Origin of the sequence: Paenibacillus sp. 8b26 (genome assembly GCF_050626875.1) — a bacterium.
GTDB lineage: Bacteria > Bacillota > Bacilli > Paenibacillales > Paenibacillaceae > Paenibacillus.
The window spans coordinates 4,461,892-4,482,002 of record NZ_CP192445.1 but is presented as its reverse complement, the minus strand read 5'-3'; the positions used below and the strand labels follow the sequence as shown (position 1 = coordinate 4,482,002).

Annotated in this window: 17 protein-coding genes and 1 riboswitch; of the genes, 3 read left to right on the top strand and 14 right to left on the bottom strand. The window is 48.5% G+C overall.

Annotated elements, in window-relative coordinates; genetic code table 11:
- Positions 1-771 carry a DeoR/GlpR family DNA-binding transcription regulator gene (locus ACQ4MX_RS20850; RefSeq protein ID WP_431087087.1) on the bottom strand — a complete coding sequence of 257 codons (771 nt, stop codon included), beginning with the start codon at positions 769-771 and terminating at the stop codon, positions 1-3.
- A gap of 194 nt (positions 772-965) precedes the next feature.
- On the opposite strand from ACQ4MX_RS20850, the gene ACQ4MX_RS20845 reads away from it, so the two are divergent.
- Positions 966-1,853, top strand: coding sequence for an NAD(P)H-binding protein (locus ACQ4MX_RS20845; protein ID WP_431087086.1), 888 nt, complete (start codon positions 966-968; stop codon positions 1,851-1,853).
- A gap of 182 nt (positions 1,854-2,035) precedes the next feature.
- On the opposite strand, the gene ACQ4MX_RS20840 is transcribed toward ACQ4MX_RS20845, so the two are convergent.
- The 7 genes from ACQ4MX_RS20840 to ACQ4MX_RS20810 all read right to left on the bottom strand — a co-directional run bounded on the left by ACQ4MX_RS20840 (position 2,036) and on the right by ACQ4MX_RS20810 (position 8,886).
- Positions 2,036-2,662: a GNAT family N-acetyltransferase gene (locus ACQ4MX_RS20840; protein ID WP_431087085.1), complete on the bottom strand. Its 627-nt coding sequence runs from the start codon at positions 2,660-2,662 to the stop codon at positions 2,036-2,038.
- 52 nt (positions 2,663-2,714) lie between these two features.
- Positions 2,715-3,455: a metallophosphoesterase family protein gene (locus ACQ4MX_RS20835; RefSeq protein WP_431087084.1), complete on the bottom strand. Its 741-nt coding sequence runs from the start codon at positions 3,453-3,455 to the stop codon at positions 2,715-2,717.
- 97 nt (positions 3,456-3,552) lie between these two features.
- The gene (locus ACQ4MX_RS20830) at positions 3,553-4,497 is read right to left on the bottom strand and encodes a metallophosphoesterase (RefSeq protein ID WP_431087083.1); all 945 of its coding nucleotides are present in this window, start codon (positions 4,495-4,497) and stop codon (positions 3,553-3,555) included.
- Positions 4,498-4,577: 80 nt separating this feature from the next.
- Complete coding sequence (locus ACQ4MX_RS20825; RefSeq protein WP_431087082.1) at positions 4,578-5,387, bottom strand: aminoglycoside N(3)-acetyltransferase; 810 nt, start codon at positions 5,385-5,387, stop codon at positions 4,578-4,580.
- Positions 5,388-5,560: 173 nt separating this feature from the next.
- The gene (gene sdhB, locus ACQ4MX_RS20820; RefSeq protein ID WP_431087081.1) at positions 5,561-6,328 is read right to left on the bottom strand and encodes a succinate dehydrogenase iron-sulfur subunit; all 768 of its coding nucleotides are present in this window, start codon (positions 6,326-6,328) and stop codon (positions 5,561-5,563) included.
- Positions 6,329-6,357: 29 nt separating this feature from the next.
- A complete protein-coding gene (gene sdhA / locus ACQ4MX_RS20815) occupies positions 6,358-8,103 on the bottom strand; it encodes a succinate dehydrogenase flavoprotein subunit (RefSeq protein WP_431087080.1) in 1,746 nt (581 codons plus the stop codon).
- Positions 8,104-8,211: 108 nt separating this feature from the next.
- Positions 8,212-8,886: a succinate dehydrogenase cytochrome b558 subunit gene (locus ACQ4MX_RS20810; protein WP_431087079.1), complete on the bottom strand. Its 675-nt coding sequence runs from the start codon at positions 8,884-8,886 to the stop codon at positions 8,212-8,214.
- Positions 8,887-9,112: 226 nt separating this feature from the next.
- Here ACQ4MX_RS20810 and ACQ4MX_RS20805 point away from each other — a divergent pair, with 226 nt between their 5' ends.
- Positions 9,113-10,018: a LysR family transcriptional regulator gene (locus tag ACQ4MX_RS20805; protein WP_431087078.1), complete on the top strand. Its 906-nt coding sequence runs from the start codon at positions 9,113-9,115 to the stop codon at positions 10,016-10,018.
- Positions 10,019-10,024: 6 nt separating this feature from the next.
- Here the strand turns inward: ACQ4MX_RS20805 and ACQ4MX_RS20800 are convergent, their stop codons facing one another.
- Together ACQ4MX_RS20800 and ACQ4MX_RS20795 are read right to left on the bottom strand one after the other, a co-directional pair.
- Entirely contained in the window at positions 10,025-10,702 is a 678-nt protein-coding gene (locus tag ACQ4MX_RS20800) for a potassium channel family protein (RefSeq protein WP_431087077.1), read from the bottom strand.
- 18 nt (positions 10,703-10,720) lie between these two features.
- Positions 10,721-12,061: a TrkH family potassium uptake protein gene (locus tag ACQ4MX_RS20795; protein ID WP_431087076.1), complete on the bottom strand. Its 1,341-nt coding sequence runs from the start codon at positions 12,059-12,061 to the stop codon at positions 10,721-10,723.
- Between the two features lie 418 nt (positions 12,062-12,479).
- Positions 12,480-12,629: riboswitch (cyclic di-AMP (ydaO/yuaA leader) on the bottom strand.
- Positions 12,630-12,892: 263 nt separating this feature from the next.
- On the opposite strand from ACQ4MX_RS20795, the gene ACQ4MX_RS20790 reads away from it, so the two are divergent.
- Entirely contained in the window at positions 12,893-14,623 is a 1,731-nt protein-coding gene (locus tag ACQ4MX_RS20790; protein WP_431087075.1) for a CPBP family intramembrane glutamic endopeptidase, read from the top strand.
- On the opposite strand, the gene uvrC is transcribed toward ACQ4MX_RS20790, so the two are convergent.
- The 4 genes from uvrC to ACQ4MX_RS20770 form a co-directional block, all read right to left on the bottom strand.
- A complete protein-coding gene (gene uvrC, locus ACQ4MX_RS20785) occupies positions 14,592-16,682 on the bottom strand; it encodes an excinuclease ABC subunit UvrC (RefSeq protein WP_431087074.1) in 2,091 nt (696 codons plus the stop codon). The genes ACQ4MX_RS20790 and uvrC overlap by 32 nt on opposite strands.
- 153 nt (positions 16,683-16,835) lie before the next feature.
- Entirely contained in the window at positions 16,836-17,153 is a 318-nt protein-coding gene (gene trxA / locus ACQ4MX_RS20780) for a thioredoxin (RefSeq protein ID WP_010347861.1), read from the bottom strand.
- Positions 17,154-17,278: 125 nt separating this feature from the next.
- Complete coding sequence (gene dnaI / locus ACQ4MX_RS20775; protein WP_431087073.1) at positions 17,279-18,226, bottom strand: primosomal protein DnaI; 948 nt, start codon at positions 18,224-18,226, stop codon at positions 17,279-17,281.
- 228 nt (positions 18,227-18,454) lie between these two features.
- Entirely contained in the window at positions 18,455-19,972 is a 1,518-nt protein-coding gene (locus ACQ4MX_RS20770) for a helicase DnaB (protein WP_431087072.1), read from the bottom strand.
- Positions 19,973-20,111 lie beyond the last annotated feature (139 nt).

Below are 20,111 nucleotides of genomic sequence, written 5' to 3'. Positions count from 1 at the left end.
TTAGCCCCCCTCGAAGTAATCTTTAACTGCCTTCCCTTCATTAATAAGTCTGATCTCAATGTTATTTTCCTCAAAATTCCTTCTAAAGCTATCTGGTGGCTTTTCATTTGTAATGATCATGTCAATATCACTAAAATTAACACCCTTATAGGAGCTGATTTGATTAAATTTCCGTGAATCCGCCAACAGAATAACCTCTTTTGATCGTTTTGCTACTAAATCTTTGATGACCGCATCTTCAAAATTCGAAAAATAGATGCCATCCTTTAAAATACCAGCTGCACCAAGAAAAACTTTATCAAAGTAAATATCATTTAACTGAGATGCCACATTAACATCGAAAAAAAAGCGATTTTCAGGATTAAACTTTCCACCCAGCAGGCATATATCGACCTCATTGTTGTTAGATAGTGCTTCTGCATTATCAAGGGAATGAGTATAAACTGTAGAGCTTGTATTGAGATGATCACAAAGAAATTTTACTGTCGTTGAGACGTCCAAAAAACAAAGGTCACCTTTGTTGATATAAGAGGCAGCTATTTTTCCAATTTTATATTTATCTTCAGAAGAAGCATGGACTCTTTCCTTATATGCTTTTATTTTGTCTTTAAACTGAGGTAAAGCAATACCCCCATGGGTTCGTATCGCAGCACCTTCATCCACTAATTTAATGAAATCCCGCCGGGCAGTGTCTCTGGAAATACCGAGCATATTGCATATCTCCTGATTCGAAATCATCTTTTCTTCCTGAAGCCTCTCAAGAATTTTCACTAACCTTTCTTCTTGATAAATAAGTATCACCTCCATAAATCAATTATAAGCATTATTGCACGATTTGTTAAGTGATATTAAGCATTTTTTTGTAAGTAGTATGTACTTATCTATTTATCGCATCGTATCCTTTGCATCCTTGTTTTCGTCTACCTTAATATAATGAGAACAAGTCCATAAGGAGTGATTAACAAATGAGAAAGATACTTGTATTGGGTGGAACGCGCTTTTTTGGCAAAAGGCTGGTAGAACGTCTCTTGGAGGCTTCCGAGAATAACGTTACGATCCTCACGAGAGGTCAAACAAGCGATTCGTTCGGTGAGCGCGTTCAGCGGATTATTGCAGATCGTAACGATGCGGAAGCGCTGGCTGAGGCGGTAGGTGAGCAGGTTTGGGATGTTGTCTACGATAATATTCGCTTTTCTCCAGATGAAGCCAGAGAAGCGTGCCGCATTTTTGATGCTAAAGCCAAACGGTATATTCTGACCTCCAGTCTATCCGTTTATGATCCAAGTCCGGAAGTGCTGACCGAGAGTGTCTTCGCCCCCCAGGCTTACCCGGTTCGCAAAGGCGGCAAGGACGATTTTACATATCAGGAGGCTAAACGGCAGGCAGAAGCGGTTTTCATGCAACAAGCTACGTTCCCGGTTGCCGCTGTTCGTTTTCCGATTGTATTAGGAACAGATGATTATACGAGAAGACTTCATTTTCATATTGAGCATGTTCGTGATGGAATAAAAATCGGCATACCGAATCCGGCAGCGCACATCTCGTTTATCCGTTCTGACGAAGCCGCAGATTTTCTGCTTTGGCTTGGTCAATCTCATTTGACAGGACCCGTAAATGCTTGCTCGGACGGTACTGTGAAGATTGGAGAACTCATTTCCACCATTGAACAGGTAACTGGAAAACAGGCCGTGATTCAAGAAAAAACAGCCGACGAGCATATGTCTCCATTTGGTATTACACAATCGTGGTACATGGATACAACTAAAGCCCGATCAGAGGGGTACTCCTTTCTTTCCCTGACCGAATGGCTTCCTGAGCTGATAAGCGACCTGAACCGTACCTATGAATCATAATAGTAACTTGTAAATCGCACGTAGCTACAATAAAAACAAGACAAAAAAAGAGGACCCGAATCATCGGGTCCCAGCAACATATATTATTCAAAAGGGGGTCATGTCTGTATTGTACCCGTCCTGTGTTAGAGTTGTTTTGCAGTTATATTTCATCTCTGTAACAAAATATTCCACTACCGTTTCTACGCATAATCCCCTTGGGTAATCGAGAACACCAATACACTCGGCACTTCTCCTGAATGATCATAGGCACTGATTGTGCGCAGCAGGCGCAACTTATTTTTGATCAGCACACGCACGGAAGCCTGATTATCCTCTTGGCAACGACCTTCGATCCGCTTGAGCTTTAAAGCACCAAAACCAAATCTCAGCATTTCCTCCACGATCTCTGTAGCCAGCCCCTGTCCCCAGAAGGGACGGTCCAAAATATAGCCTAGCTGCGCCTCACCCGCTTTTTCATTCCATTGCTGAAAAGAAGCGATACCCAGCAGCGGCGAGTGGCTGCGTTCATTATGTTCATGGAGTTCGTTGAGTTGGCCGGGTTCGTTGTTTGCTGCTGTATTTCCCCCATGCCATTCCACCGCAAAATGCAGGGAATCCAGAGAATCTGCAGCTACTCTGATTTGCGCTACCAGACGCCGCATCCGCGCATCGACTGGCTTGCGAATCCGGTTCACATACCGGATAACCAATGGATCCGACAGCATCCGTTCCAGCGCGGGGTAATCCCCCGCTTGTAGCTGGCGCAACCGGACACGGTCGGTGTAAAGCTCCGGCAGCCCTGAACGAAGCATTTCTCTGGTCAGCACAATGATCCCTCCTGCGGATGGATTGGCTTTTTGCAGCAAATAGATTGCACAATCAATCCAGGTCCTGAATTCCCCGGTAAATGCCTGTGCGCAGCTCACGGATATAATACGGCAAAGAAGGTACGCCGGCTTCCTCTGCCTGTTTTACCGCCAGTTCTATATCGTAAGGCACACGTACAAATTGAATGGAAAAAGGTGCAGGCGTATCTTCTCCCAGGTTTCCCTCCAAAATGCAGTAAGAAGCCTGCGTTACATCCAGCGGATTCCCCACACTGCCGACATTAAAAAGCGTCTTGCCCTGGAAATGCTGAATAAAGGCATTATGCACATCTCCATACCCTACAACATCCGGAGTAAAAGCGGTTTTGCCATTTTCCTCAGCCAACGGGTCGAACATGGCGAGTCTTTTCTCCAGTTCATCCCATGGCTGCACGCGATGATATACACTTTGCGGCGAAGCATGCACCAGCCGGATACGGCGTCCGCTCATCCTGAAATCATAATGAAACGGCAACTGTGCCAAATATTGTAGCCGTTCTGTGCCCAAGCGCTCGGCTTGCCAGCTAAAATTGAGATCATCCGTAATGCTAACCAGCTCATCCCAATTGCCCCGCACGACCACCTCGCAACGTTGACGGACAGCCTCCAGAACCTCGCAAGGGCTAGGCCCTTTGCCGACCAGATCCCCCAAACAAAACACACGACTAATTCCTCGGGAAGCAATATCCTCCAGCACCGCCTCGCAGGCAGGCCAATTGCCATGTATATCTGAAATGACAGCAATACGATTCATCTGAATATCACTCCTTTGTCCGAAACAGCTACATACTACACTAAACCCTTTTTATGTAGTTACAAGCCCATACTGTTGAAAGTAAATATATAATAGCCTATTGACCGGATTTCAGTGTAATGACACTCAGCTCTGGCCTGCATAGCACACGAATCGGCAGATGGGTCATGCCAATGCCCCTGCTGACATACAGCGGCATCCTGTCGCTCCCCACATGAAATAATCCCTGAATGTACTTGCGTCCACCCGGAGGCGGCATCGGCGCTCCAATGACAGGCAAGCGCACCTGTCCTCCATGCGTATGTCCCGACAGTTGAAGATCAAAGGACATTCGCGCCGCCACATCCGCATAATCCGGCTCATGCATAAGCAGCAGCTTGCACATTTCATCAGACAGTCCGTGTATGGCACGCCGCGGATTGGGTTTGCCCATAATGTCATCCTCTAACCCAACAATCGCCACACGCTGCCCGGCTCGCTCTATAATCGCGTGTTCATTTCTCAGCAACGTAAACCCGGTTTTTGGATATAGCTCCTGTACCCCGGCTGGTAAACCTCTATAATCGTGATTGCCGAGAATGGCGAATTTACCGAGTGTGGCGTGCATCGAAGCCATGACCGGAACAGCGGCTTTCATAGATACGGCATAATCATCTACAATATCACCTGTAAAACAAAGCAAATCCGGTTCCAGTCCTGCAATCCGGTCGGCAAGCTCCCGCAGGTCCTGCTCATCCATGTGAAAGCCCAAGTGTACATCACTAAAATGCACGACTCTGATACCGTCAAAAGCCGACGGCAGACGGGGCAAAGATAGCGTAAAACGTGTAATCTCCAAATGATTAGGCTCCCATAAGGAAGCGTATCCTCCGGTTAAAAGCGCGGTTCCGGCTGTCGCTAAAGCGGCTTTTTTCAAAAAACGGCGGCGCGAAGGATTGGCTGGCTCATTTGAAATGGAACGCCGCGAAGAACCGGGAGGGATAGCGGCCTCATCGTGTGGGCCATCCTGACTCTCGCGGCGGGTTTGCGGCGTCTTCTCCATATGCGTGCCTCCTTGCTATCTATTCAACTATTGTACAGTTTAGATATCTCATGGTTCAAATATCTCATGCTTTTAGCCCTCTAGCGGTTGGTGGCTAACCATCGTTCTGCATAGTCTACCAAATCACGCTGCCTCGCTAAAAAACACGATGCATCCCCGATGTTCACCCGCGTAAAGGTTGTGGGACGATCCCGCTCAAAATCAAGGCCCAGCTTGTCAAAATCATCCGAGGATATATTAAAATTCTGAAAAGATACCCATGCCCTCTCCCCGTTCACCATCATCGGGGCCTGATGGGTCGTTTCTTCACGTCCATTGTACGCCGTACGGTATTCCGCCAAATGAAAGGACGTGTTGCTGTCATGTCCGCAGCCCAGCAACAGCACATAGGCGTCTGTCTCATATAGCTTCGCCAGTGGCGAATGTTCACCCAGCCCGAAATCAAGCTCATGCCCTTCCAGCAAGCGTGAGGCCGCAGGTCCACGGGCCGCAAACGAAACATGCGGGTGTCCACTGCGCAGTGTTCTCGGCAGGCCACGAAACGTTTCCACAATAATACCCATCCCTCCGGTCAGCGTCCAGGCCGGATCATAGGCGGGCATTTCCTCGCGTACAAGTTCCCACCATGACTCATCCAGAGGCGGGTTCATCCATGTCGACGGATCGGTCAGATCATGGGACTGCGTCGGCGTGACCAGCGTTCCTTCCGGGCCAATCGCATCGGTTAATGCCAAAAGAATCGCAGAGGCCCCGCCCGGAACAAAACTGCCAAAGCTGCGCATCGACGAGTGCACAAGCAACGTCATGCCTTTTTGAACCCCCAGCTCCTTTAATCCTTTCAGCACATCCGACCCGGTAACGGGCCGACGCGTCATCGGTTGTACAGTCACCTGTCCAGCCTCCTTTTCTCCAAAAACGATACACAATACCATAATTATACCATAACTACTGCCCCACTCTCCTCCCTCCATGGTAACTCCTATCTGTCCTGAGCACAAAAAAACAGGCTTTCTCCGGTTCAGGAAAAAAGCCTGTTTTAGTATAAAGCATTCACTGTCTAGTGCTATACGGTCAACCAGCGCTTGAACATATGCTTGGTCGTTTGCTTGTTCATTTCAGCAATGGAGGTTGTCAACGGAATGCCTTTCGGGCAGGAACGTACGCAGTTTTGCGAGTTACCACAGCCTTCCAGCCCGTCGTCCGTCATCAACGCATCCAGCCGCTCCTCCTGATTCATTTCCCCAGTTGGATGACTATTGAACAGACGAACCTGAGATATCGCCGCAGGTCCAATGAATGTCGTTTTCTCGTTAACATTCGGGCAAGCCTCCAGGCAGACACCGCAGGTCATGCACTTGGACAGCTCATACGCCCATTGACGCTTCTTCTCTGCCATTCTGGGGCCGGGGCCCAGATCGTAGGTACCGTCAATCGGAATCCATGCTTTGACCTTCTTGAGCGCGTTAAACATCCGGCTGCGGTCGATGACCAAATCCCGCACAACCGGAAATGTGCTCATCGGCGCGATGGTAATCGGCTGCTCCAGCTTATCCACAAGCGCGGCACAGGCCTGACGCGGCTTGCCGTTAATCACCATGGAGCAGGCTCCGCACACTTCCTCCAGGCAGTTCGACTCCCAGCATACCGGGGCTGTCTCTTTACCATGACTGTCCACCGGGTTACGCTGAATCTCCATCAACGCACTGATTACATTCATCCCCGGTCGATAAGCCAACTCAAATTCTTCCGTATATGGATTCGCATTGGGTTCATTCTGACGGGTCACAACGAACTTTACGGTTTTATCCGATTTCACTGCTTGCTCCGACATCTCATACACTCCCTTCTGTATCTTCCTTATTACTTGTTCTTGGAGTAATCCCGAATACGCGGCTTGATCAGCGAAACGTCCACCGCTTCGTACGAGATTTGCGGTCCTTCCGTTGTCCAGTCCGCAATCGTTGTTTTCAAGAAATCCTCATCGTTACGGTCCGGGAAGTCCGGTTTGTAGTGGGCTCCACGGCTTTCGTTACGCAGCAGCGCCCCTTTGGTCATGGCCTCAGCCAATTCCATCATATTCCACAACTGACGTGTGAACGCCGCACCCGCATTGTTCCAGCGCGAAGCATCATTAATATTAATGTTGGAATAACGCTCCTTCAGCTCCTTGATCTTGTGGATCGTAGCTTCCAGCTTGTCATTATAACGAACCACGGTCATGTTGTTCGTCATCCACTCGCCCAGCTCTTTATGAAGGACATAGGCATTTTCTTTCCCGTCCATATGCAAAATACGCTCATACTTCTCCGTCTGCTGGTTGACCGCCGCATCGAACACGGAGGAACCTACATCCTGCGCGGATTTTTTCAAGCCTTTAATGTATTCCACAGCCTTTGGTCCAGCCACCATACCGCCGTAAATAGCTGACAGCAGCGAGTTTGCACCCAAACGGTTCGCTCCGTGATACTGGAATTCACATTCTCCGGCAGCAAACAGCCCCGGAATATTCGTCATCTGATTGTAATCGACCCACATGCCGCCCATCGAATAATGCACAGCCGGGAAGATTTTCATTGGTATTTTACGCGGATCGTCACCGACGAATTTTTCATAAATTTCAATAATACCGCCCAGCTTCACGTCCAGCTCTTTCGGGTCCTTATGGGACAGATCGAGGTACACCATGTTCTCGCCATTAATGCCGAGCCCATCATCGACGCATACACTGAATATTTCACGTGTCGCAATGTCACGAGGGACCAGATTTCCATAAGCCGGATACTTTTCTTCGAGGAAATACCACGGCTTGCCGTCCTTGTACGTCCAAATACGGCCGCCCTCTCCCCGTGCCGACTCGGACATCAGACGCAGCTTGTCATCCCCCGGAATAGCCGTCGGATGAATCTGGATAAATTCGCCGTTGGCATAGCGTACGCCCTGCTGATATACCGCCCCGGCAGCCGTACCGGTATTAATCACGGAATTCGTGGTTTTACCGAAAATAATGCCAGGTCCGCCCGATGCCAAAATAACCGCATCCGCTGCAAAAGTCTTCACTTCCATCGTGCGCAAATCCTGCGCACAGATGCCGCGACAGATACTCTCATCATCCAGTACAGCCTGTAAAAACTCCCAGTTTTCATACTTGGTCACCAAGCCTTCGGATTCCCAGCGTCGTACCTGCTCATCAAGTGCGTACAGAAGCTGCTGCCCTGTCGTCGCTCCGGCAAAGGCTGTCCGATGATGCTGCGTACCGCCGAAGCGGCGGAAATCCAGGAGTCCTTCCGGTGTCCGGTTAAACATGACACCCATGCGGTCCATGAGATGGATAATGCCCGGAGCCGCTTCGCACATCGCTTTTACCGGAGGCTGATTGGCCAGAAAGTCACCGCCATAGACCGAATCGTCAAAGTGAATCCAGGGCGAGTCGCCTTCACCCTTCGTATTCACCGCGCCGTTGATGCCGCCTTGAGCACAAACGGAGTGGGACCTTTTGACCGGAACCAAAGAAAATAAATGAACGTGAACTCCTGCCTCTGCCGCCTTGATCGTAGCCATTAGACCCGCAAGACCGCCGCCCACGACAATAATGTTGGATGCTGCCATTTCTGCTCACTCCTTTTTTTCAGGATTTTAGACAAATCCCCTTTTACCATAAGAAATAGAATCTGCAAACGATGTATTGCAAACACGTAAAGTGTGCATTGATTTTTTTTACAGTAGCTGTTGAATAACACTGCTTTGTATCAAGGCGGTTGCCGTATCCTGGAATTCCGCGCTGCGGAATGCCAACAGGGAAGCGATGAAGCCGATGGATACAACCACAAACAAGGTCATGCAGATATAGGAGGACACTTTTTGTGCACGCGGTCCCACCGTAATCCCCCAACTGACCATAAATGCCCATAGTCCGTTAGCAAAGTGAAAGGATGCCGAAACGACACTGATTAAATAAAGGATAAAATAGACTGGATTCGTCACAATGCCATGCATCACGCCGCCTAGCTCCTCATGTGTTACATTACCCAGAGCCACCTGAAAACGTGTATCGTATACGTGCCAGATAATGAACACGAACGTAATCACACCGGAAATGCGCTGAAACAGAAAGCGCCAGTTACGCGAATAGCCAAAACGTTTGACATTCGGATCAGCCTGGTAAGCGATATACAAGCCATAGATTCCATGGAACAGCAATGGCAAGTAAATAAATAACGTTTCAAGCACAATAACAAGCGGCAGACCATTCAGGAAGGCCACGCTGCGATTGAATCCTTCCTTGCCGCCCTCCACCGCTGTGAAGTTGGTCACCAAATGCTCTACAAAAAACAGAGCCAGCGGGATGACGCCAAGAAGCGAGTGCAGCTTTCTGGAATAAAATCCTCTCATCTAGGTAATGCTCCCTTCTCCCAATAATAGCGTTTTCAATAGTAATATAACATATAATATGACAGTTTCCGACAGGAAATGTCCAACAAGGTGTTCCTTAAAAGAGAAAACAAAGGTGTGAACATCTTGTGTCGCTTTCATGTTACTCCTTTTCGGCTTATAATGGAATTGCAATATACGTATTAATTGTTATGTCTTTTTTGCATATAGAGAGGAAGTGGATGATTTGTTTGAGGATTTGAACGCTTTTGCCGTCATTGTCGAGCAATCCAGCCTGAATAAAGCCTCCAAGCTGCTTAATCTGTCCCAGCCCGCCCTGTCCCGCAAAATCGCCAAGCTGGAGGAGGATCTGGGTGTGAACCTCTTTGATCGGAGGGGCAAACGACTCGAAATTACGTCGACAGGCCGATTTGTATATACCTTCGCACTGGAGCAGCGGCAGCGCCAGCTTCGCTTTTTACAAAAGCTGTCCCAGCACAAAAATGAAGCCCAGAGTATGCTCACCCTTGGTGCAAGTCTGACGACACTCCAAACGACACTGCCCACTCTTGTTGAAGCTTTCATGAGCAAGCATCCCCAAACCGAGCTGAAGCTACTCACAGGCAAAACCCATGAAATCGTCGCTTTTGTACGCGACAAAAAAGCAGACGCCGGCATTGTCGGGTCTGCCATTCATGAGGCCGGCTTGCGTTGCATTCCACTGTTTGACGATCATTTGGAGCTAGTCGTTCCGATCGGACATGAATTAACGACGAAGATGGGAACGGCTTCGATGAAAGACCTGCAAGGATTGCCAATGATTATTTTTTCCAAAGGAACCTGGTACCGCAGTCTGACCGATGACCTGTTCCAGCGCAGCGGCATCATGCCAGATATCCGTATGGAAATTGACTCGTTCGAGGCGATTGTGCGCCTGCTGCCGACCTGCAAGGCTTCCGCATTGCTGCCCAAATCCTACTTGCGCAGCGAGCTGCTGCGGGATAATGGGCTAACGGCGCTGTACTTGCCTGATTTGAAGGAGACACGGCGCACCACCTCCCTTATCTACTCGGAGACGACCGATCTGGGGCCGACAGCACGGCGCTGGATCAGCGAGACACGTGCATCGTTTGCGGGCTATCGTATGGTGTAGAGGAGATCAGCCTTCCTCGTTCACGTTAACAACCTCGTCCTCGAAGCGGCCGATATTGTCATTGGAGCCGATGATAACCATAATATCGTCCGCTTTTAGCCGATCCATCGCTGTGGGTGCAATCAGGATACCGTTCGCCGTATGAAGCGCCACGATGCTGCAACCAAAGCGAGTGCGGGCATTCAGCTCAGATAGCGTTTTGCCATGCAGACATGCAGGAACGTTGAGTTCCACAATACTGTATTCCTTGGACAGCTCCAAATAATCAAGCAAGTTAGGCGTAACCAGTTGGTGCGCAACCCGTATCCCCATATCCCGCTCGGGATAAATGACCCGGTCCACACCGAGCTTTTCCAACGCCCGTCCGTGCAGCACAGAAATCGCTTTGGCAACGACTTTGCTCACACCCAGCTCTTTTAGCAAAATGGCAGCCAGGATGCTAACCTGAATATCATTTCCAATCGCAACAATGCCGCAATCGAAATTGCGAATGCCTAGCGATCGTAACGAATCCTCGTCTGTAGCGTCCGCTACGACGGTATGCGTCAACAGCTCACTCATACTATCCACAATATCCTCATTCTGGTCAATGCCAAGCACTTCGCATCCCATATCCACCAATTGCAAAGCCAGGTTCGAGCCAAAGCGTCCCAAACCAATAACCACAAACTGCTGCGTTTTCATATCTACTCGAAAACTCCCTTATCCTATAATCATTTTGCCTTCCGGATGACGATACAATTCCTTACCCTTTTTCGGAGTCAGTGCATAAGCCAGTGTGAGCGGACCCAATCTGCCGGCAAACATCGTCAGGGTAATGACCAGCTTGCCTATAACCGTCAAATCAGGTGTAAGCCCCATAGACAATCCCACCGTACCAAATGCAGACACCGTCTCGAACAATATCATCAGAAAATGATGATCCTCGGTTGCTGACAAAATCATCGTCACCCCAATGACAAACAGCAGTCCCAGCAGTGTAATGGTCAAAGCCTTGTAAATTCGCCCCTGCGCAAGCCGGTATTTGAACAGCACAATATCCTCCCTGCCCCGCAGCATCGAAATCACGGCTCCAATGAGCAACGCAAACGTTGTCGTCTTAATCCCGCCTCCCGTAGAACCGGGAGAAGCACCGATAAACATCAATATAATGATGAAAAATTGCGTAGCCTGCCGCAAGCCAGCGATATCTAACGTATTGGCACCTGCGGTGCGGGGTGTTACGGATTGGAATAAAGATCCCAGCAGCTTTCCACCCCAATCCAGCGAGCCCAGTGTCTTCGGATTGGTAAACTCAAATACAAAGATGACAAGCGTGCCGACTACAATCAGAGCAGCCGTCATGCTGAGTACCACCTTGGTATGCAAGGACAGTCTCTTTCGCTTGCGGTATTCCACCAGATCGGACATGACCACAAAGCCGATGCCACCCGAAATAATCAGAAACATAGCTGTAAAATTAACAGTCGGATCATATACATAACCTGTCAGGCTGCGAAAGTGACCAAATAAATCAAAGCCTGCATTGTTAAACATCGAAATCGCATGCCAGATCCCAAAATAAATCGCCCTGCCTACAGGCATATCAAAGGACCAGCGAATGGCGAATATCGTGGCGCACACGCCCTCAATGATCAGTGAGTACAGCAACACTCTGCGAATCAATCCGACAATTCCCTCAACAGAAGTCTGGTTCATTGCTTCCTTCAAAATCAGGCGCTCCCGCAAGGAAATGCGGCGCTTGAACACCAGCGCAATCAAGGTAGCCATCGTCATAAAGCCGAGACCACCAATCTGGATCAGCGCGGCGATAACCACCTGCCCAAAGGTGGTAAAGAAGGTGCCAGTATCCTTAACGACAAGACCTGTTACACAGGTTGCGGAGGCGGCTGTAAACAAAGCGTCTATAAATGCAAGCGGCTTTCCCGTTGTATTGGAAATCGGCAGCATTAACAACAAGCTACCTATAAGAATGATAATGGCAAATCCCACAACGAATATCTGCGGTGGAGAAAGCCGAAGCCATCTTGCATTGGGATTCATCTATTTATCACGGCTCCTACTTGGTGAATTATGAGCATGGAGACGCTCCAGCTCATAAAATCACCAATCTCTTTTCAGTTTCTTTAGTCCGTTTTTTTAGCAAACAGTAAAGTATCCGCAGGCAAAGATACTTTTACCTATCAGTACTCATCACACTTCATACCTCACTACCTCATGAAACGTTTAGTGACTTTAAGGCGGGCAGCAGCGCAGCGATCCATTTGAATCTGGAGAAGCGGTAGCGCTCGCCTTTGTCTATGAATTTTAACCTTAACAGGGCTTATCTAATCCAATAAAATTCAGAGACAACAGCTATCGGAAGATCAAATGGAACGCGAAGCGGACTTAACTCAGCAACGTTTTAATTATCCAACTTTTATTCGCACAAAAAAAGACACCGGAAATCCGAGTGCCTGACTTGGTTCCTGCTCACAGCCTACGAGGTTAGCTGACGGATTCGGGCTGCACAGTATGCCCTATTCACACTTCCGGTCCGGGACCGGCTGTAAAATTCACCCCAGTAACATGGTTCCCCCGTTTTCCTATGGAAATTCGGCTCAAATGTATATCGTTACCTATATATTTCATATGCATTGTCTCAACAGATTATAATCCTTCTATATACAGAGCACAAAACCGATTTCTTCGAAATAACGTTAAATTAGCGGTAATTTGAGAATAGTCCACCTTTAATCGCAGCTTATCTTATTTTATTGAAACTTTATAGTGCTTTCACTCCATTTTCATGAATATCCTAGGTCTGTTGGCGGGAACCTGTGCAGTATGATATCTTTAATGGATGTTCTTATTTACAGATTAAGGAGGAAACTCATGAATCCTATCGGGAAACCGGTCGTGCTCACGGCCAACTTCAAAAGATTAGGCTTGCTGGGCGGGATTGGCCTGATTTGCTTTTTTGTCTTTCAATTGCTTATTCCCTCGTTTAGTAATCCGAATCCGGAAGCACTGACGAATGCCAAGGTCATCAGCAAGCAGGAAGCAGTCATACACGCGCTGGACTTCGCTCGCTCCGAGCTGGGCTATACCGAATCGCAGCCGGAAAAGCCTGTCGTGACCTATCAGGCCGAAACGGACCTGTACGGTTATTTATCCAGAGAAAAGCTGCTTCAACAGTATGACCGTACATGGAAAAAAAGTTATCCTTACGAAACCTTCCGGGTCGATTTACCGGAACCTTCTTCCAAAAGCAAAGTGCAAGTTCATGTGGATTTGTCCACAGGCAAAGTCGTCAGCTTTAAACGAATTACCTCCAGCACCAGTTATACACAAGCTGATATTTCTACGGATGAGCAGGCACGTAGCAGGCTTGTACGCGCAGCCGAGGGAGATATGACGTTGGAAGCTAAAGAGCAGGCAGCGGCAGCCTGGATAAAACGCTTTGGCTTTAAACCATCGGACTTGAAGCTTGCGACATCCGAAGGCGAGGGCGGATTGAAGTACACCGTAAACGACAAAAAAATCGGCTCCTCTGTGCTTACACTGGCGTTTACGTTTGAAGACGGAAATGTTCGCTCGTTTACACAGAGCTTTTCCGCCCCATCGTCCTATACGGATTATGTCAAAAAGCAAACGTACTGGGCTAACTGGATGACCTACGCAGGCTATGCCTTATTTAGCTTGGTGTTAGGCATACTTGCCATCGTATACGCCTCACTCACACGACGCCACACTTCCTTTGTACGTGGCATTGTGCTGTCCATTGTATATTTTGCTGCCAGTATGGCAGGGACATTTAACATGCTGCCTATACTGCAAGCAGAAGCAGGCGGTCGGCGAGCACTTATATTTCTTATGATTTTGCAAGTTGTGGTTTCCTTCGTAATGGCTGTAGCGATCTACTTTTCCTTGGTTGGCGGTGACGGGCTGATGAGCAAGGTTGGACTGAATGCCTGGCCACGCGCCAAAGAGCCGGGCTACGGGCTGTATGTGCTTCGCAGCATGTATGTGGGCTACTTGTGGGCCTTTATTTTACTCGGTGTACAATCCATTTTGTTCTTTGTGCTGGAGCGTACGTTTAATACGTTCTCCACAACAGATGCCACACAATCTCCTTACAACATGGCCTATCCATGGTTACTGCCGATTATGGCATGGATGGCAGGCATTGGAGAGGAAGCCGTATACCGTCTGTTTGGTATCCCGATGGTGAAAAAGATGGTGAGAAATACTTTTGTTGCCTGTCTGATTACCACGCTGATTTGGGCATTGGGGCACACACTGTATCCAATCTATCCGGTCATTTCCAGACCGATTGAGCTGACCTTCCTTGGATTGCTGTTCAGTTTTGTGTTTCTGCGTTATGGCTTTATTGCCGCCATGTTCAGCCACGTTATTTTTGACAGCATTCTGATGGGACTGAGTGTGATGACGCTAGGAGATAGCGTGAACCTGTTCGCAGGTATATTCTGGATCGTGCTCCCTGCCATTGTGGCTTATATCATGTACTGGTTTAGTCCGAAGAAACCAAATCGAGTTATGTTTGAGCCCATAAAAAAAGAAGAGCCGTATTCTACGACTCCTCCTCCCGAAGGGCAGCTATAATCTGACGCGCAAGCTTATCACCAATAGAGAGAGGCCGGAAGTCTTCGACGCTGGCCTCTCTTATTTTTTTAAGCGAACCAAAATGCTTTAGCAGCAGCTTACGCCGCTTCTCGCCAATTCCCGGAATCGAGTCCAAACGAGAGGTTACCATGGATTTGCCCCGTTGCTCACGATGGAATGTAATGGCGAATCGGTGAACCTCGTCCTGAATCCGTTGCAGCAGGTAAAATTCTTCACTATTGCGGGCTAGTGTCACTGCCTCAGGAGAATCCCCCACCAGTAGTTGAGAGGTTCTGTGTTTGGCATCCTTCACCAGACCACACACAGGAATGAACAAACCTAGTTCATTCTCCAGCACATCCGCAGCGGCCTTAATCTGTCCGCGTCCACCATCGACGACGATCAAATTCGGACGCTCCAGATTTTCCTTGAGCACACGTTCATATCGACGCCGAATGACCTCACGCATCGTTTCATAATCATCCGGCCCCTGCACTGAACGGATTTTATATTTACGGTACTCCTTCTTGGCAGGCTTGCCATCAATGAACACAATCATTGCCGAGACTGGATCGGAGCCCTGTATGTTGGAGTTATCAAACGCCTCCACCCGATGCAGGCTATCCAGCCCAATCGCACGCCCCAGATTGCTTGCAGCCTTGGATGTCCGTTCCTCGTCCCGTTCAATCAGCTTAAACTTCTCATCCAAAGCGACCCGTGCATTTTCCGTAGCCATCCCTGTCATTTGCTTTTTCAGTCCACGCTGAGGCACCAGCACCTTTACATCCAGCCATTCAGCCAGAGCTAGAGCCGCCGTAGCTGGTTCCTCCAGCCCACCTGACAGTTGGGTTTCAGTATGGTCTCGATCCGTTGCTTCTCTATAAGAAGCACGCTCTTCGGCCACCAGCAGTGCATCCGCGGAACGCTCGAACGGCTGCTCTTCATTTGGCACATCCGATAATGTCCCTGCTTCTTGTACAGCATTGTTACTGGTCTGCGCGGTTTCCTCGGTTGTTGCAGTGTAAGAAACAGCTTCCGTCACAGCCGATTGACCGACATCCCCCTGTTCCGTCTGCTTCATCAGCTTCGGTGTATCCGGCAGCAATATTTCCTGCGGCACCGCCGGGTTATCACTATAATATTGCGTCACATAGGACATAAAGTCGCTGTAGGCCTCGCCGTAAAAAGGAAACGTAGACATATGCCGCTCGATCATTTTACCTTTACGAACATATAAGATCTGCACACACATCCAGCCCTTGTCTACCGAAAATCCGAATACATCGCGGTCCTTCGCATCGGCTGTCGTGATCTTCTGCTTTTCCATCATCGCGTCAATGCTAATAATCTGGTCACGTAGCTCCTTGGCACGCTCAAAGTACAGCTCCTCTGCGGCCTCCTGCATTTTGCGTTGAAGATCCTTTTTGATTTCCTCATGCCCGCCACTCAAAAAAGAACCGATCTCCTGACCAATCTGTTCATACGTTTCCTTCTCAACCTCTTTCACACAAGGCCCCAAGCATTGATGCATATGATAATAAAGGCACACTTCCTTCGGCATCACACCGCACTTGCGTAACGGATACATGCGGTCCAGCAGCTTCTTTGTCTGATGTGCTGCGTAGGAATTAGGATAAGGGCCAAAATATTTTGCTTTATCTTTCAGAACGCGCCGGGTCACCTCCAGCTTGGGGTGCTCCTCGTTCGTAATTTTCAAATACGGAAAAGTTTTGTCATCCTTCAACAGCACGTTATAGCGCGGCTGATGCTTTTTAATCAGGTTGCACTCCAGAATGAGCGCCTCCATATTACTGCCCGTAACGATATATTCAAAATCACGGATATCGGAAACCAGTCTTTGCGTCTTGCCGTTATGGCTACCTGTAAAATAGGAACGAACCCGGTTTTTCAGCACTTTGGCCTTGCCGACATAAATAATGGTGCCCTCGCTGTTCTTCATCAAGTAACAGCCCGATGCATCCGGCAGCAACGCTAATTTGTGCCTTATGTTCTCCAGCGCCTTCTCCTGATTCCGCAAGTCCTCCGCATAAGATTCCATTCGCCCGGTTCCTCCTTCCATTCTTAAATGACTTCGACTACTATATAATATGCAGGAATAATACACAAAAACGCCCCCGGTATTTACAACCGGAGGCATTGACCGTTCATGGCCGCTCCCAAGCTCTACAGGAGCATGGGCCACATGCGATGATTACTGGTGTTTGGTAAGCATGCTTTTCAGTGCTTCTTTGGAGTTCAGACCCACCACTTTATCAACGGGCTGTCCGTCTTTGAAGACGATCAGGGTAGGAATGCTCATAACGCCGAAACGGGAAGCAGACTCTGGATTTTCATCCACGTTCACTTTCGCGATTTTGACGCTGTCGCCAACTTCTGTGGAGAGATCCTCCAGAATAGGAGCGATCATTTTGCAAGGCCCGCACCATGGCGCCCAAAAATCAACTAAAACGGTTCCTGTACCTTCGACTTCTGCGTTGAAGGATTGGTCGGACACGTTAACAATTGCCATTGTATGTTCCTCCTTTATAGAAAAGTCAAGATTATTATAACCTGTAATTTCTTTTTTGACACCTTTTAATTATATCACAATAGTTTTTTAATTGTAAGATATCAAAATAGCAAATTGATTTACAATTATCCTCGCTGATTTTTCCCTTTAACGGTAATAACATCTACAAAAGGGCGAATCCGGTCCATCAAACGCTGTCCCTTGTACAATTCCTCACCGTCCTTGCTCGTAAAGCTCAGATGCTTCTCCAGCCCTTGCAACGAATAATTCGAAGTATAAAAGGTAGGTTTGCGGTTCATTCGATAATTTAAAATCGAGCCCATCACATGATCCCGTACCCATGGACTCAAATTTTCGGCTCCAATGTCGTCAAATACGAGCAGATCACAATTTTTAAGCATTTCAGTCGTTTCCTTCAGCTTCTGCCCTTCCTGAATCATGGACTTTAAGTCCTCCACAAAATCAGGCATATACACAATCACACCGTTCAGTCCGGACAAGGCCAGCTCGTGCAGCAGATATCCCATTAAAAAGGTCTTACCCGTACCAAACGTACCTTCCAGGTAGAGTCCTTTTTTGGATAAGCCCTGGCTTTTCGTTTCTTCGATGTAACGGAATAGCTGTGTAACTGCGGGCATACGTTGTGCATCCTTACGTGCAATCTCAAGGGCATTATAGCCTTCCAAGAGCGCACGCTCATCCACATAAAAGCTTTTAATCCGCTGGCGCACCCGCTGTTCGTGCTGTGAAGCTACCAGTTTGGCGCAAGGGGTACGGATGTCCACCATTTCGGCTGTACCATTTGGGTATTCTACGCCCAGCTTGCAAAAATGTCCCTGAAAATCGTTAGGACACTGTTCGAGTCCCGGACAATTGTCGCAATTTCGACGATCCCGGGCATACTGAAAAAGCATACTCATGTTTAATCGCAGTTGTGTTTCGTCAATATCGGGATGCGCAGCACAAAAATCCTGCACCAGCGGATCATTGAGAACCTGATCGGACACATTGCGCGTGCGCTGGCGAAACGAAGGGTTCTGCATCTGCTGTAGCAAATCGCCCAGTGATTCCAAGAACGCTCCTCCTTTCTAAAATGTGCAGAGTTATGGGGGGAGACGCTTCGCGTGCAGATTGTTCTTCCGATTGCTTTTATCCCCGGATTTTTCCTATTGAAATAAGGATTTAAAGGTTAAAATCCGGGGATAAAGGCAAACGCTTCGCTTCTTCAGAACAATTCTGCCCGCTCCGCTGCCGACCGCCATAAGGTCGACACATATTTGAATTGGCTTCGCTTAATATTTTTACACCTTTTTCTGTTTACCCGATTGCATTCGTTCGGCTAGGCGCAGCAGTTCATCCAGTTCTTCCTCGGATACGGATTCCTCGGAAGGATGATCCTGTACAATGGGAATGGATGGCTTGGATGGGCCGTTGTTTTTGGCATATGAACGGGAACGGCCGCCGGAAGGAGAGGCAGCGGACTGCTTGCCTTTTACCTTGGCTTGATCACGTATATATTGAACAGCCTTTTCGTAGGTACTTACCTGCTTTAACAGCATATTGGAAGCGACAGCCTCGACAAAGTTGCGGTTAATCCGCTGATCGCTTCCTGATACCAGCAGGGACATTAAATAATGGATAAGTACATTGATGACTTCACCGGGCAGCTTGTAGCTGATATCAATCTTTTCGAATATATCCAGCAGGTTACTGGGAACCTTGCCGGGGAAAAAGGTTTGCAGCAAACGACGATAAGGCTCGTTGCGCAGCATCATATTATATTGGTGAATGTCGCATTTGGCTGTGAACTGTGGCGGAACCTCCACATAAAATTCCATCTCCACGGCTTGCTCCGCAGGCGGCTCTTCCGGAGTGGCAGCTTCTCTCTGACGCAGGGCAACCACTTTCGCGGCCTGCACCTGCTGTTCCTCCTGTCGCTTTCGATCCTGTCTGGAATGCTGGCTGGCCCGAAGCTGGAGCTCGTCTAGCAACAAATCGCCTGTTTCGGTAAAAATGCCGTCCTCATCCAGCAAGCGGCTGATGTCCTGTACAGATAAGTCGAATTTGCGAACAACGTAATTGACCATGCCTAGCTGCTCGTGCTCAAAACGCAGACGCTCCACATGCTTGCGGTTGACGGATTCGCGCGGAAAACGGAGAATGATGTCCGCATAATTCAGCCCTTCCTCCGACTCTGCGGCCAAAGCCCCATTGTGACGGCCCGAAGACACCTCGGACAGCGCCTGCTCCAACTCGTAATCAATGACATGGGTGTTCAGCTCAAATAACTCGTAAAACGGAATAGATATATTCTCTTTATTATAGGAAGATTGCGACCATTCCGCAGATTCGCTGCTCCACAGCGATTCTCGCAGAGAAAGCACCGCAAACTTGCCAATTTTGTCTCTCAACAAAAGAGTAAGATGCTGCGTCCTAAAAAAATCGGCAGGCGCAAGCGGTGGCTGCATCTCATATTCATACATATAGTCGTCCGTTTCCGGTGCATACAGCCTGGACGTCTGCAACAGACCGACAGCCTCCAGCTTGGAGGTCTGTTCAATTAGATACTTGCGTCCCTTCTCGCTTGGCTCCAGCCCTAGTGTCAGAAAAAGACGACGCTGCTGCTCCAGCGGCGAATAACCGATCTGTCCGGCTGGCACATGCTGGAACAATAGCCGATACAGGCTGACCGCAAATGCGCCTACCATCGGCTGATAGACGCTTCCCAGCATCAATTCATCCAGTGCGCTCAAGCCGAATTCCCGATAAACGCAGTAGCGGTGGTTCTCAGTATAGTGCAGCAGGTTTTTCATCCGCATTCCAACATTCTTCCTTTCCTGACATAACGGTCTCCAAGATGTTTTTCTATTCTATCATACTTGCCCCCTGCTGAGACCAGCAAAATAAGTCCAATTGTCCTCCTTTTTGGCAGCCTCATTCGTCCGTGTTCCCCTTTTT

What these genes read in the sequence shown, in the direction of transcription:
- ACQ4MX_RS20845 (WP_431087086.1), top strand. Translation starts at nt 966, where the DNA reads ATGAGAAAGATACTTGTATTGGGTGGAACGCGCTTTTTTGGCAAAAGG.
- ACQ4MX_RS20835 (WP_431087084.1), bottom strand. Translation starts at nt 3,455, where the DNA reads ATGAATCGTATTGCTGTCATTTCAGATATACATGGCAATTGGCCTGCC.
- ACQ4MX_RS20830 (WP_431087083.1), bottom strand. Translation starts at nt 4,497, where the DNA reads ATGGAGAAGACGCCGCAAACCCGCCGCGAGAGTCAGGATGGCCCACAC.
- sdhB (WP_431087081.1), bottom strand. Translation starts at nt 6,328, where the DNA reads ATGTCGGAGCAAGCAGTGAAATCGGATAAAACCGTAAAGTTCGTTGTG.
- sdhA (WP_431087080.1), bottom strand. Translation starts at nt 8,103, where the DNA reads ATGGCAGCATCCAACATTATTGTCGTGGGCGGCGGTCTTGCGGGTCTA.
- ACQ4MX_RS20810 (WP_431087079.1), bottom strand. Translation starts at nt 8,886, where the DNA reads ATGAGAGGATTTTATTCCAGAAAGCTGCACTCGCTTCTTGGCGTCATC.
- ACQ4MX_RS20800 (WP_431087077.1), bottom strand. Translation starts at nt 10,702, where the DNA reads ATGAAAACGCAGCAGTTTGTGGTTATTGGTTTGGGACGCTTTGGCTCG.
- ACQ4MX_RS20795 (WP_431087076.1), bottom strand. Translation starts at nt 12,061, where the DNA reads ATGAATCCCAATGCAAGATGGCTTCGGCTTTCTCCACCGCAGATATTC.
- ACQ4MX_RS20790 (WP_431087075.1), top strand. Translation starts at nt 12,893, where the DNA reads ATGAATCCTATCGGGAAACCGGTCGTGCTCACGGCCAACTTCAAAAGA.
- uvrC (WP_431087074.1), bottom strand. Translation starts at nt 16,682, where the DNA reads ATGGAATCTTATGCGGAGGACTTGCGGAATCAGGAGAAGGCGCTGGAG.
- trxA (WP_010347861.1), bottom strand. Translation starts at nt 17,153, where the DNA reads ATGGCAATTGTTAACGTGTCCGACCAATCCTTCAACGCAGAAGTCGAA.
- ACQ4MX_RS20770 (WP_431087072.1), bottom strand. Translation starts at nt 19,972, where the DNA reads ATGCGGATGAAAAACCTGCTGCACTATACTGAGAACCACCGCTACTGC.